Genomic DNA, 13,014 nt, shown 5'->3' with positions numbered 1-13,014 from the left:
GGCTGGATGCATCCAGTGCGATGGCGCCTCCTCAGCGGCGGGTGCCGCTCACCTGCCTGGACGGTCGCTGGCACTTCGGGCAGTAGAACGAGCTGCGGTTCATGAACGCCTCCCGCCTGATCGGCGTATCGCATCGGTGGCACGGCAGCCCTTCCCGGCCGTATGAATGTAGCTCTCTGCTGAAGTACCCTGACTTAGCGCATCCAATGACATTCGCAATGATGCGACCGAAGATGCCTGTCAGGCGCCGCGAGGGCAGTGTGTTTGCCCGGTCGCGAGCTAGCCGAGCACCAATTCGCGTTTGGTGCGGCTTTCGCGAGTGATAGCCGCCGCGGACTGGCCTGGGCGCCGCCGTCAGCGGCGCACAGTCGCGGTTCGGAAAGTACATAATCACAGGATGAACGGCGACGATGATGACAACTTCGAGCCCAACTTGAACGACATGCGTGTTGCCATCGACGGCTTGGACCGTAGCGACGAAGACTGGCCTGACCTGCACTGGATGGTCGCGAATCGGCTGCACGATCGGTACAACGAAACCCGGGACTACGACGATCTCGAGAATGCGATTCGGCGAGCGCAGTTGATCGTGGATGACTATCACCCGAATGACCCGGAATATCTTACTGACTTCGCTTTGATGGTGTGGTCGAAGTTCGAGGTCGTGCGTAGCGATGAGTTGCTCGCAGAGTGCATTCACCTGTGGGAACGCGCGCTGGCTCACATCTATGAGGATGATGACTGCTTCTTGCGGGCGCACACGCAAACCAATCTCGCGGTCGGGCTCATGAGCCGGCGGGCAGACGGCGACGAGCAACGTGCAGCGTCGCTTTGGAAGCAGGCTGCGACATGCGACGACCTGGATGTCGACGTACTCGCCCAGGTGCTCGCCAATCTCGCAGAGACATTGAGTCTCGATGACTCGCCACTCGCTGACTTGGTGGATGCCGTCGACAACGCGCGGCGAGCGACCTCGTTGCCGGTCGAGGATCGCGGGGTCCTAGCGCAGGCGTGGATGAGCCTTGCGAATTCACTTGACCGACTGCATGATCTGCGCCCGGAGCCTGAACTCATCGTCGAAGCGATTTCGGCAAGCGAACGCGCATTGAGCTATCTCGATGCGGACAACGACGACTGGCCGCGCCTCACCGCCAATCTCTGTGGTCTGCTGCGCCAGCGATCACGGGAAGCAGGTAGCGCCCAGCATCTGGAAAGGGCGTGGGCTCTCATTCAAGAGGTGTTGGATGCGGGGATCGACGATCACCCGGATTTCGCGTATGTCCACATTTCGGCGGCATCGGTCGCGAGCGACCTCGGATATGAGACGGTCGACAAACAGTTGGTCCGCAGGAGTCTCGACCTGTATCGAACGGGAACTGCCGCTCAAGAGGTGACCGCGGAGGACGCGGGTATCGGCCTGTCGACTTTTTCTGCAGCGCTACGAGATGCCGGTGAGATGTTCGATGATGCAGGACTTCTCGGTGACGCGGTGGACGCCGGCGAGAAGGCTTTACGCATCCTGACGAAGCCGGGACTCAGGCGAGCGGCGGCGCTCACGATGACAGCTAACGCCCTTCGGTCCCGCTTCGTGGTAGCCAGGTCGCTGGCTGATCTGGATCTCGCGTTCAACTACACGACGCAGTCGCTCGACTCAACCCCCGAGGAACATCGGGAATACGCTGCGCGACAGACGAACCTGGCGGTCATCCTCAGCGACAACTTCGATGAACGTGCGGTACTCGCCGACCTCGATAGAGCAATCGAGCTGTACCGGGAGGCCCTCACCAGGCCTGAGCCCATCGGTATGCGTATCTGTGAGCGGCAGAACGACCTCGCACTTGCTCTCCGGGCACGCTTCGAGTCGACTCTAAACATCGACGATCTCGAAGAAGCGATCACCGAGTCGCACAAAGCAGTCGATGCGACTGATCGCCAGTCCTTGCTGTGGCCGGGATTTGCAAGCAACCTGGGCAACGCGCTGGCCGAGGATTCGAAAGCAAGTCACGCCTCTCCGATCTCACCGACGCGATCGCGTTGTTTGAGCAGGCTGAGTTACTGGCCGAAGGTCGACCGACAGAACAGTCGGGCTACGCGTCGAACCTCGGCCTTTCTCTCGCCGCGAAGGCGCACTACACGGCATCGCCGTCATTGCTCGATGAGGGCATCGAATGGCTGGTCACTGCTCTCGAGATACTCCCGGAAGATCATGGGGACCGGGCATTTCGCCAAGCCAATCTCTCAGACGTGTACCTTCAACGGGCCGCGCTCCGGGAGAAGTCGGGGCGGACATCTGCTGCCACCGCCGACATCACGCGGGCCATCAATGCTGCTGATGCGGCGGCTACCTCTGCGGGGTATAGCGGGCCTCGCCTTCTGCCGGCCCTGGCGAATCACGCCCGGGCTCTGCGCCTATTGCACCGCGTCCATCCGACCGCCGCAACGTTGGAAGACATTCTGAATGTTCAGCGTCGCGCCGCCAGCTTAACCGGCATACCGCCAGCTCACCAGTTCACACAGTCCGTCCTGTGGGCGCAGGACGCTGAGGCGTACGCAGACGCCGACCAAGCGATGGCGGCTCATCGGCAGGCTGTGACACTCGCCAGCGACGTTGCCTGGATAGGCATGAATGTGGTTGAGCGGCAACTGTTGCTCGAACAGATGTCCGGCGCGATGATCAGGGCGGTGACGTTCGCCATTTCGCAGTCGCAGAACCATGTGGCGATGGCGTGGGCGGATCAGATCCGATCGATACTGTGGCGGCAGTCGATGCATGTTCGGACAGTCCTCGACAACGTTGGTGCAGAACAGCGTTCGGCTTTGGCTGGCCTCGCTTCTCTCCGCGATTCGCGTGACGCACCAGGTGTATTGCCCGACAGCGCAAACGCGGAGCGTGAACAGCGAAGGGCGGCAGCTCATTCTACCGGATCGGCGCTCGTGGTCCCGTCGATTGATCCGCGGGTCTATGAGAATCTTCACGTGCCCGGGACTTTGGTGTCAGTCGTCCCCGGCACGGAGGGAGCGACCGCGCTTGTGGTGGGCGACGCCATCGGCACCCAAACAGTGCATCTTCCCAAGGCCGGAATCGACGAACTCGACAAGCAGGTTGCTAGTTTGCGGGCGGCGCTGGGTTCCACTAGTGACCGGTCGGGTGCATGGTCGAGTGTCGAGCGTCGCCGGCACGCCCTGTTTGATTGCTTCGAGTGGCTTTGGGATTGCGTCGTAGGACCCATCGTTGACTGCCTGCCCCACCACCACGGTCAGGAGCTTGCCAGGATTTGGTGGTCGCCGATCGGTCAGTTCGCGCTGCTTCCGCTCCACGCGGCCGGCCGTCACCCTCGCTCGTCGCGGCAGATTGCCCGAGCCAACTCTGAGGAATGGCCGTGTCTCGCCGACATCGCGATCTCGGCCTACCTACCGACCGTGTGGTCGTTAGACGTCGCTCGTTCATCGAACGAGACGTCGGCTGTCAAGGGCTTGCTTTACCTCGCGACCGACTCGATCGGCGGCATCAAAGCCATTCCAGCGGAGTATCAAGCGGTGAGCGATTCACTGCCGTCGATCCCCATCACCCCTCTGCTCGATGCAGACGTGACGGTAGACGCTGTACGGGAGGCCATCACCAGGCATCGCTACCTTCATGTGACCGCACACGGACATCTCGATGAGAATTCGGTGGAGTCGGGTATTCGCTTGCGGGACGGGACTTTCACATTGGGGGAACTGGCGGACGGCCAGGTACCGGGTGGCGAGTTGGCAGTCCTCCTTTCGTGCGACTCGGCGTCAGGAGATGTTCGCCTACCCAACGAGGCACTGCACCTGGCGGGCGCTGCTCGGCAAGCAGGCTATCGAGAAGTGGTCGCTGCCACGATGCCGCTTCGCGATTCGTCGACCATTCCCGTTGTCAATGCCATCTATTCAACGCTGAACCGCGCCAGCCAACACCGTCCTGGTGATGCCATCGTGCGGGCGATGCACCAAGCAGTAGATTCACTTCGTCGTGGTCGGGTGACTGCTCTCGACCCGCTGTCGTGGGCGCCGTATGCATTCTTCGGCTGGGGTCTGGCTCACGTCGATGTGCGGGATCGACCACCTGTGGACGCGGCTGAAAGGCCAATTCACCCGGCAACAAAGGAGGACTGATGGAATCGAATGCGAGCAGTGCAGAGGCCCTGGTAACCGCGCTCGCGGACGTGTGGGAAGCCTCTGGGTTGTCCGCGATTCGAAACGAGGCGGACCTCATCGATGCCCTCCGTGACCTCGATGCCGCACTCCTTGGCGCGGAGGGCGAGGATATCGATGCTGCCCACAACCGCGTGCTAGCGGTCCTGGATGAGTCTCCTGACTTCGCGGACAAGGTGGCTGATGCGCAGATGCTGCGGCACCTGGGCGAGGAGAGGGGAATTGGCAACGCCCAGTCGACGCCGGTTCGACTCGGTTGGCTTCAGGTGCTGTATGCGACCGATCGATCAATTCGCGAGGGCGACGACCTCGACTTCGGTGGCGACCGAGGACGAGCGTTACGCTTCGGGGTCGCCAAGATCGGATTGCCTGATCACCACGAGTCCCGAGAGCGTCCGCGAATGCGGCGGCGGCCGTTGGGATTCGGCAGATCAAGGAAGCCGGTCATCACGCTCACGCCAACCGAGAACTTGCGCGAGAAAGTGTCTGAGCTCGCCGGGGAGTTGCCGCCTCCCAACGGCGATGAACAAGGCCAAGGACTGGAAGTCTTACTCTTCGTCCACGGATACAACGTCACGTTTGCCGATGCGGTCCGGCAGGTAGCGCGAATGGCCGAAGCCTACGATTTCAAAGGCATTGCTGCGGTCTATAGTTGGCCGTCCGCTGGAAACCTCAACAGTTACGTTGTCGACAGTACTAGCGTCGAGGCGAGTCAACGTTACTTCAGGAGGTTCGTCCAGATTCTTGGCGATGCACTGCCCGAGGGGACGCCCGTGCACATTGTGGCGCACAGCATGGGCAACCGATTGGTGACCGAAGCTCTGGCCGCTGGCGTCCCTCTGACGTTGGGACACGTGATCTTCGCTGCTCCCGATGTTGATGCTGAAGTGTTCGCGCACCGTTCGGAATCGTTTCCGCGAGAGGCTAATCGGTACACCCTGTATGTTTCGCGAAACGATCGGGCGCTGGGCGCATCTCAGAGCATCGCGGGGTGGGCTCGGGCTGGAAACTCCGTTGTGGTGGTCGATGGCGTGGATACTATAGACGCCACTGAGGTGGAGTCGGATTTTCTGGGGCACTCGTATGTATTCCAGACGCTGACGGTTGTGTCCGACATCTATCATCTGATCCGCAACAACCTCGGCCCCGACGATCGATTTGGGCTGCTACCGCAGACCACTGAGACCGCACAGCGGTTTTGGGTAATGCGCCATGCCGCCGGACTCCGATAAGGCGAAACCGGCCAGCGCGACTCTGACGGGGTGTTGCGAACTCCCGAGCTGCAGTTAAGTTCACCGCCGTGTTGGGCCGTACAGCGGTCAACGTGGCAGCGAGTTTTGCGGAGGCTGCGGGGCACACGTTTCACGTGGTCTGGGTTCGCAGGCCGCTCCCATAGCCCAGTTTCGACGAAGCCTTGGCCGGCGACCGATGTACGGCTTTTACATGGAGACCGAAACCGTGTGATGGCATTGTTATGGATGCCACCAGCACCCTTGCTGAAGTTTCTAAGACTCGCAGATCGCACTGCCTAACAGGCGACTCCTGGTCTGACGCAGCGCTGGTTCATTTGGCGGCCTCAAGGCCAGCGGTAGCACCCATTACCAGCAGGTTTGATCCCTTATGCGGCACCTTTCTCAGCCCCCTGCTGGCTCGGTAAGGGTGCGTCGACGGGGCGACACCACCCGCCAGGTCTTGTGGACACCGTTCGCCCCCGGTGGGCGTATGGCGCCGAGTGTCCGCTCACCCGCCGGCTTGCGGACAGCCTGATGGAAGTGAGGGCGAGAGCCGACGGTGTCGATCACGATGCACCCCGGAGACCGCCGATCGAGATCAGGGGGTGTCGGTTGGTCCGGCTGATCGAACACTCACGGACTTGACGGCGAGGTGATACCCATCGCGTCACTGATCGCGTTATCGACCATTCGGCCGAGTAGGTGGAAACGATGGGCCACATCTGCCAGTGCTGCGTCAGTCCACTCTCCCCGGAACTGGAAGGACGGTGCGTCGCCCTTGTTGCCTCGATGACGCTTCATGGTCACCCGGGGCTGTCCATAGCCGAGGAACAATCCGTGCACCAATGCATTGCGCTGGGCGAGTAGTTCTCTCATCTCATCGGCGATCGGTTGAAGCGCCGGATCGCCGATCTTCTCGATGGCTTTGGCCAGCGCTTCGCCGCTGGCCCACCAGTTCGGATCAGGTTTGTCGAGACCACCGCGCAGCACGAGCAGTTCACCGATCAGGTCTTCGGTCTCGGCGGCTTCTAGAACGACGTAGCCAACGTGCTCAGCAAGTTCTCGGGGGTACAGGGATTCATAGCTCACGGTGGCTGAGTATCTCAGCACCGGCGAGAACTCATGGCGACGGCTCACCTGCGCCGACTCGTTCACAGGACTAAGGATGTTGTGTCGGTGCAGGTATCGACGTGGGCAGCAACACTCCCCGGCGCTGACCTGAGATGCTGATGCGCATGAGAACCATGAAGATGTGCGGCGCGCTGGCCGCAGCGGCGGCGCTAGTGCTGGCCGGGTGTAGCAGCGAAAGCACTACCGACGCCGAGACCACGGGTACCACGGCCACGAGCACGGCCACTGCAGGCGAGTGCCGGGACATGGTGCCGTTCAGCGAAGGTGGACGCGAGGATAAGGGCCAGGGCCCTGCGGCCCAGGCGGTCGCGGAAAGTGTTGCGCTGCCTGGAGGCGTCTCGCTGGTGACCGGCCGACGGTCGACCGACAGCGACCATCCGGGTGAGTTCGCCATCGCTATCGACTTGTGCGGCGGCGACATCACGACCACCGACGAGTTGCGCCCGGTGGCCACGGCATTCGCCATGGCCTACAAAGCTGCGCCGGTCAGCGAGCAGGTCTTCGCGCTGTACGTCGCGCACTACGCGAGCTTCACTGAGACTGACACGACCGGTGAGATCAAGCTCAAGGACAGTGACTTCCAGGCGCATCTGTGGAACGGCAAACCGTCGGAGTCTGCGGAGCTGGCGCGGTGGGAGGTCGTGACCGGCTGATGCAGCCGACCGGTGGCGACATCGGCTTCGCGTGGCCGGATCATCTCGAGTACGGCCATGAGCGTCGACCAGCCGCAGGGCTGTTACGCGGGAGTACCCCAGTGGCGCAGGCGGATGTACAACGGCGGTGCGCGCAAGCCTGTGGTGGCGGCGACCAGCGGGTTGAACAATCAGCATTCGATTGCGTACTACGAGTTGGTGCGCCGCCAGGTCGACTCACTAATAGTGGTCATCGGGTACAACATCATGTCGGACGACGCGTTCATGGTCGATCTGGTCGACGAGTATCCGGGCGTGCTAGCGGTGTTCAACTCACAGATGAGGATTCGACCGCCCGGAAGCAAAGACCGCCGAGGGACCTGGGTGGCGAATAATCGTGGCTGACGACGACAGTTCGCCATTTGACGTCCCGTTCGATGCCTTGGCTGCCGCCGGGCTCTCCCTCTACTAAGTCGGAGCCCACAGCCGGCTGTCGTCCGTTTCGTGTCGCCTAGCTAACGGCTGTCGCGGTACTGCACGCCAAGATCACGTGTCTTGGAAAGGGTGTCTGCACTGAGCACTATCGTCGCCGGTATGACTGAGACGAGGCCTTACAAGGTGCCGACCACGGGTATGGAATACAACGAGTTCGTCGGGTCGCTGGGACCCTATGGCAACGGCAACCCGGTGAACACCGAGCTGCACGTGCGGTACGGGGTCCGCGGCGGCAAGTACTACGACTGGACGATCGAGCTGATCGCCCGCGAGGGCGACGTCGACTCGTTCCGCGCGACCGGCGAGCGGCCGGTCCGATACGTGATGGACTCCTTCTCGGTCGAGGACGGCACGGTTGTGCATCGGGTGCGCACTGGCCCGGGGCCCGACGACTTCGAGGTCTCCGTGGCCAGGGAGCTGCGCGCCGGCGACGGAGACCTGGTCGACTCCGGATACAACTTCTTCATGAAGCAGCTCGCCGACCAATGGGACGCCCGCCACGAGACGCGTGACCCGCGCACGGTCGCGACGTTCGGGTTCGCGCAGAACAACCGCGACCAGGACTTCCGCGACGAGAGGTACCCGTGGGTGCGCAGCACCGTGGTGTGCATCGACGACGACCCGGCCGACGACGTCGTGGTGGAACGCCTGAAGCACTACTTCCCCGACGGCGGGACCGTGGCGGTGCACTGCCGGTCTATCTCCCGGATGAAGTTCCTGAAGGTGGACGCGGGATCTCGCCCGGACGACGGCGAGGCTATTAACGGCGGCGATGACACCACGATGACGGCGACCGGGTACACGTCGATCGGCATGATGGTCGACGCGGTCTACCGCGGGGACGATTGGATCGACGAGGCCTTCTCGTCCTGAGCAGGTAAGCGTGAGGCCCCGCACCGGATCTCGGCGCGGGGCCTCGTGTCATCGTCGATCAGGTCGGTCTGGGTCGATGTGCGGCCGGAGTCGGTCGGCGATGCCGTCGAGCCGGGCATCCGGGTCCTGCGGGTCCTCCCCCGGCCCGGGCCGGGGCGGGCGCCAGGGGCCGCCGGTGGCGGGGGACGTAGACGCGGCACAGGCGGTTCGGGCAGTCGAGCGCGGTCAATGCGGTGTCGGGGGTGGTGATTAGGTTGCCAGCGGTCGTCCATGCGCGGATGCCGACGACGGCCAGATCGGGCGAGACGAGCAGCGCACCGGTGGCGACCACGGCGTAAAGGTGCGGCACTGTCGAACAGCACGTGACCGGGAACGAGTTGATCGAATGGGATCTGTTCGATTCGGTCCTCGTAGATCAATGGGGGTGATCTCCTTTCATGTATGGTGACCCACAGCTGATCGGTCCATCGGCCTGCCGACGAAGGAGGCCGGCGGATGGGTGCCACCCGGCAGGGTCGTGCGTGCGATGGTTCTCAGTAGGAATGGAACACCTAGACGCCGCCGCCGCCGGGAGCATCGACGGTGCTGTAGTCGCCCGAGAGCAGCAGGTCCCTGCAGTACGAGTCGTGATCGAAGTACCGGGCCACTTCCTCGGGCACCTCGGCGAGCAAACCAAGGTTCTCGACAAGCTGGGATGCCAAGTCGCCGAACGAGTCCCACTCCCGCATAGGAATCGACGAACTCGTCGACGTCGGGCGGGCCGTCGTCGAGGTCCACCGTGGCGCACCACGCGATGTAGGCCGGGCAGGTGCTCGTCGATCGACGAGCACATGCCAGGCCCCAGGCCGTGGCCTCGGCGGGGCTCATCTCGCCCGTGCCCGAAGGTATTCCGGACGTGTCGAGGGACCAGAGCTCGTCATCGTCGTCGTAGGGCGCGTCAGTGCCGGCGTGCAGATCGGCCACGGTGACGCCGTCGGCGTCGATCGCGTCGACCCAACTTCCCGATGAGGCGCGGGACGCCGTCGTGGGCTCCGTGTTACGCAGCGAGCGAGCCCATCCAGACAGAAGGGGCGTTGCAGTCGGACATGTCGTTCCTCCTCGACGGCGGGTCATCGAGGAGGATCTGGCTGGCGGCTGTGCCGCCGGTGTCCTGCGTTGCGGAGAGCCCTAGCCCACGTGCGGACGACACGAACGGATCTCGGATCGGCGTCGAAGATGGCTTCGAGGCGCTCGGCCGACCTCCTCAGGCGTGCATGCGATGACTCGCCCTCAGCGGCACGTACCATTCCCCTGCCTTGGCGGCCGCTGGCACTTCCGGCAGACGAACGAGCTACGGTTCATGAACGCTTCGCGCCGGATCAGCGCGCCACATCGGTGACACGGCAGGCCTTCGCGTCCGTATGAATGTAGTTCTCTGCTGAAATACCCCGAAAACCTTTCCAATTTCCCGCCACTGAACGCGAATGCAGAGCCCGCCAGAGATCGCTCTACGTGACGTACGAGGACAGCGGTTTCGACCCCGCTCACGATCTCCTGCGACGCGCTCCAGGCTGTCCCGCCGATGTCATCGAGAATGCGCCGATAGATGCTCTCGGGGTTTCCACTCTTGCTCATCAGACGAGCGCCTGGCGCTTCTTGAGCTGCGCGACGAATTCGGTGCCGAGCTTTCGAATCTGAGTGTCGCTCAGTCGCAACCGTGTCTCGCACATGGAGTCATTGCTCGAGATGGACAATGCTGAACGTGCCCGTGACATTTTCAATCTGATTGGGTCGATCAGCGAACCCACCCGCAACTGGATCACTGGCATCAATCGGGTGCCGGCGACAGCGTCCTCGCGGCCGCGCTGAGCAGATATCCACCCCACAGCAAGGTGCCCGCCAGTGTGCTTCGATGCTCCTTGAGCTAACGACCAGATGGCAAGCAGTTTCCTAGTCCGCAACGAAGAGACTTCAGGCCACAATAGGAGCCACACTTCGATTGCGGCGAGCACCCGCCAGGGCGCCCTCGACATGGAGCCGCGCAAGAGGAAGCAGGTCGACATGGATGTATCTGCCGTCGTGGCTATCGTGGGCGCGGTGATCGCGGCCGCCGCGTTGTTCTTCACCGCCCTCCAAACGCGTGTTGCGAGCGAGCAAACTGAACTTCAGAGGCAACTGCGACGAGATGCCACGCAACCGTATGTGTGGGCAGATATCCGGATGCACGAGCAGCACGGGCAGTTCTTGATGCTCGTACTCAAGAACGAGGGCCCGACCGTCGCCAATAGTGTCACGATGACGTTCGATCCACCCCTCCCGCAGGGTTGGCGCCGAGGCCGGACAGTTGGCCCCACCACACCTGGCAAACCTGGAGTGGCCCAGTTCGAGGCACTCCCACCTGGTCGTGTGATGCAGTGGCACCTGGGTGTCCATACGGACGTCCTAGACCCTGCCGACCCGGACAATCCGACGCGGTTCACCGTCACGATCGATGCGCAGGGGCCCTCAGGGCCGGTGGATACACTCACGTACGTCATAGATGTCGGGGACTACTTAGCTGCCGCGATGACGGTTCCTGGAACGCCGCTGTCGATAGTGAAGGCCATCAAAGACAGTGCAACAGTCCTTAACAGAGGCCTTAATGCAGTGGCCGATCGGTTACCCGATCACCCAACCTCGCCAACCGAACAATAACCGAGACCTCATCTCACAAAACTCGCCGCCACTGCAAAGCGACTGGCGAGCCCCCACAGCTTGCTCATGTCAATTGTGCGTCAGGGATTTGCCAATTGTCGTCGTGATCCGTCGTGTCGATCAGCATTCCCACAATTGGCTTCTCCCGGCGAGGAATCCGCAAGCACCGAAGTTAAGATACGTTCTCGGCTTCGTCCCCAGAGTTGCGGTTGCTAGCACCTGCGGGCTATCTACGGCTCAGACGCGGACGTAACCGTCGAACGGGTTGAAGGACTTGGGATTTCCGCGTTCTGTCCGCGCGGATAGGTCCCTGGACGACGTTGGGTCGAGCCACCAGACCCGAGGTCCCGCGCCGTTCGATGACGAGGGCGGCGTCTGGCTGCGTCGCCGTGTGTCGATGGCGAGGTGCGAAACGTCGACGGCCGTCGGCCCGGCACGCGCTCACCTGCGCTGAACAACAAGGCGACAAAGCGCGGATCGTCTGGCTCGTGCACAAGAAGCAGCCAGAGCTCTGCCTGAAAGGCGCCGATCTACTCAATGGGCACATGCGCGGTCGCGACCGGTGAGGTTCCCCCCAGGTAGTGGACACCGAGCTAGCGGGATCAGCGGTTCCGCTGGGAGGATGTTCACATGTCGCGGAAGCGTCGGTCGTTCACGACCGAGTACAAGGTCGATGCTGCGCATCGAGTGATCGATTCTGGTCGATCCATCGCCGAGGTCGCACGAGACCTCGGCCTCAACGAAGGCCTGCTGGGGCGGTGGGTCGCTGATGAGCGCCGGCGCCTGGACGCAGCGCGGCGAGAGGGCGATGAGCCACTGACCGCAGTCGAGCGCGACGAGCTTGCCCGGCTACGCCGGCAGGTCGCCGATCAGGAGAAGGACATCGCATTCTTGAAAAAAGCGTCGGCGTACTTCGCGGCGAACCATCAACGGTAGAGAAGTACGCGTTGATGGCCACGGAGTGCGCCACCACAGCAATCAGTCGAATGGCCACCCTGCTGGGTGTGTCAGCCTCGGGTTACTATCGGCATCTAAAGTCAACCAGGGCAACAGAATTAGGGATACAGAGGCAGCGTCGGGAAGAGTTGGCTGTGCGAATCGCTTCGATCCACGAAGACTCCCACGGTGTCTACGGATCGCCGCGGATCACCGCTGAGCTACGCGCGCGGGGCGAGTTCGTCACCGAGAAGACCGTCGCCAAAATCATGGCCGAGCGGGGCCTAGCTGGTATCAGTCCGCGCACCTTCTCGCCGCCGACGACGATCGTCGATCCGTTCGCGACGTTCCCGCCGGATCTGGTCGACCGCGTCTTCGATCAGGGCCGCACCGACGCCGTGTGGACGTCGGACATCACATATCTGACTTGCGGTGGCGAAGACATGTATCTGTGCGTGATCAAGGATGAGCATTCGAAGCGGGCGTTGGGGTGGGCTGTGGCCGATCACATGCGCGCTGACTTGGTGACCGATGCGGTCGATATGGCTGCTCGTACCCGTCGCGGTCGAACCAAGGGCATCATCATGCACTCGGACAGGGGATCTCAGTACACATCGTCCTTGATGACGAATGCCTGCGGGAAGTACGGTCTGCTTCGGTCGATGGGTCGGACCGGGGTGTGCTGGGACAACGCCGGTGCCGAGAGCCTGTGGTCGACGTTCAAGCACGAGCACTACTACCGCCACAGCTACGTCTACAAGAGCGAACTGGTTGCTGCGGTTGACAATTGGTTCGACTACTACAACACTCGACGGAGGCACTCAACGATCGGGATGCTCAGTCCCATCGACTACGAGATGTCA

Annotated in this window: 12 protein-coding genes and 2 pseudogenes; 8 read left to right on the top strand and 6 right to left on the bottom strand. The window is 62.4% G+C overall.

Annotated elements, in window-relative coordinates:
• Positions 1-31: 31 nt before the first annotated feature.
• Positions 32-214 (bottom strand): annotated as a pseudogene (locus BFL43_RS29345) (zinc finger domain-containing protein); the annotation flags it as partial.
• Positions 215-397: 183 nt separating this feature from the next.
• Between BFL43_RS29345 and BFL43_RS04330 the strand changes: the two are divergent.
• From BFL43_RS04330 to BFL43_RS04320, 3 genes are all read left to right on the top strand, one after another.
• Positions 398-2,458 carry a hypothetical protein gene (locus BFL43_RS04330; RefSeq protein WP_084891124.1) on the top strand — a complete coding sequence of 687 codons (2,061 nt, stop codon included), beginning with the start codon at positions 398-400 and terminating at the stop codon, positions 2,456-2,458.
• 164 nt (positions 2,459-2,622) lie between these two features.
• The gene (locus BFL43_RS04325; RefSeq protein ID WP_168176527.1) at positions 2,623-4,140 is read left to right on the top strand and encodes a CHAT domain-containing protein; all 1,518 of its coding nucleotides are present in this window, start codon (positions 2,623-2,625) and stop codon (positions 4,138-4,140) included.
• The gene (locus BFL43_RS04320) at positions 4,140-5,411 is read left to right on the top strand and encodes an alpha/beta fold hydrolase (protein WP_084891120.1); all 1,272 of its coding nucleotides are present in this window, start codon (positions 4,140-4,142) and stop codon (positions 5,409-5,411) included. Before BFL43_RS04325 ends, BFL43_RS04320 begins: the two co-directional genes overlap by 1 nt.
• Positions 5,412-6,044: 633 nt before the next feature.
• Here BFL43_RS04320 and BFL43_RS04315 read toward each other — a convergent pair.
• Positions 6,045-6,500: a hypothetical protein gene (locus BFL43_RS04315; protein ID WP_143695088.1), complete on the bottom strand. Its 456-nt coding sequence runs from the start codon at positions 6,498-6,500 to the stop codon at positions 6,045-6,047.
• 146 nt (positions 6,501-6,646) lie between these two features.
• Here BFL43_RS04315 and BFL43_RS04310 point away from each other — a divergent pair, with 146 nt between their 5' ends.
• The 3 genes from BFL43_RS04310 (at position 6,647) to BFL43_RS04300 (ending at position 8,542) form a co-directional block, all read left to right on the top strand.
• Complete coding sequence (locus tag BFL43_RS04310) at positions 6,647-7,195, top strand: hypothetical protein (protein ID WP_143695087.1); 549 nt, start codon at positions 6,647-6,649, stop codon at positions 7,193-7,195.
• 57 nt (positions 7,196-7,252) lie between these two features.
• Positions 7,253-7,579 (top strand): hypothetical protein, encoded by a 327-nt coding sequence (locus tag BFL43_RS04305; RefSeq protein ID WP_084891114.1) that lies wholly within the window; start codon positions 7,253-7,255, stop codon positions 7,577-7,579.
• A gap of 189 nt (positions 7,580-7,768) precedes the next feature.
• On the top strand, positions 7,769-8,542 hold the full coding sequence (locus tag BFL43_RS04300) for a hypothetical protein (protein ID WP_240498052.1): 774 nt from the start codon (positions 7,769-7,771) through the stop codon (positions 8,540-8,542).
• A gap of 58 nt (positions 8,543-8,600) precedes the next feature.
• Here the strand turns inward: BFL43_RS04300 and BFL43_RS04295 are convergent, their stop codons facing one another.
• From BFL43_RS04295 to BFL43_RS28410, 4 genes and pseudogenes are all read right to left on the bottom strand, one after another.
• A complete protein-coding gene (locus BFL43_RS04295; RefSeq protein WP_143695086.1) occupies positions 8,601-8,891 on the bottom strand; it encodes a hypothetical protein in 291 nt (96 codons plus the stop codon).
• Between the two features lie 202 nt (positions 8,892-9,093).
• Complete coding sequence (locus BFL43_RS04290) at positions 9,094-9,243, bottom strand: antirestriction protein ArdA (RefSeq protein WP_206186612.1); 150 nt, start codon at positions 9,241-9,243, stop codon at positions 9,094-9,096.
• Positions 9,244-9,811: 568 nt separating this feature from the next.
• A pseudogene (locus BFL43_RS29340) lies at positions 9,812-9,973 on the bottom strand (zinc finger domain-containing protein); the annotation flags it as partial.
• Between the two features lie 182 nt (positions 9,974-10,155).
• Positions 10,156-10,647: a hypothetical protein gene (locus BFL43_RS28410; protein WP_143695085.1), complete on the bottom strand. Its 492-nt coding sequence runs from the start codon at positions 10,645-10,647 to the stop codon at positions 10,156-10,158.
• A gap of 1,198 nt (positions 10,648-11,845) precedes the next feature.
• Here BFL43_RS28410 and BFL43_RS04265 point away from each other — a divergent pair.
• Positions 11,846-12,151: a transposase gene (locus BFL43_RS04265; protein ID WP_084889730.1), complete on the top strand. Its 306-nt coding sequence runs from the start codon at positions 11,846-11,848 to the stop codon at positions 12,149-12,151.
• Positions 12,103-13,014, top strand: a 912-nt coding sequence (locus BFL43_RS04260; protein ID WP_168176492.1) for an IS3 family transposase, incomplete at its 3' end; no start/stop codon positions are given. The genes BFL43_RS04265 and BFL43_RS04260, both read left to right, overlap by 49 nt.

Source organism: Williamsia sp. 1135, assembly GCF_002095395.1.
Taxonomy (GTDB): Bacteria; Actinomycetota; Actinomycetes; order Mycobacteriales; family Mycobacteriaceae; genus Williamsia.
The sequence above is the reverse complement of the archived record's forward strand: the minus strand, read 5'-3'. Positions and strand labels throughout refer to the sequence as shown.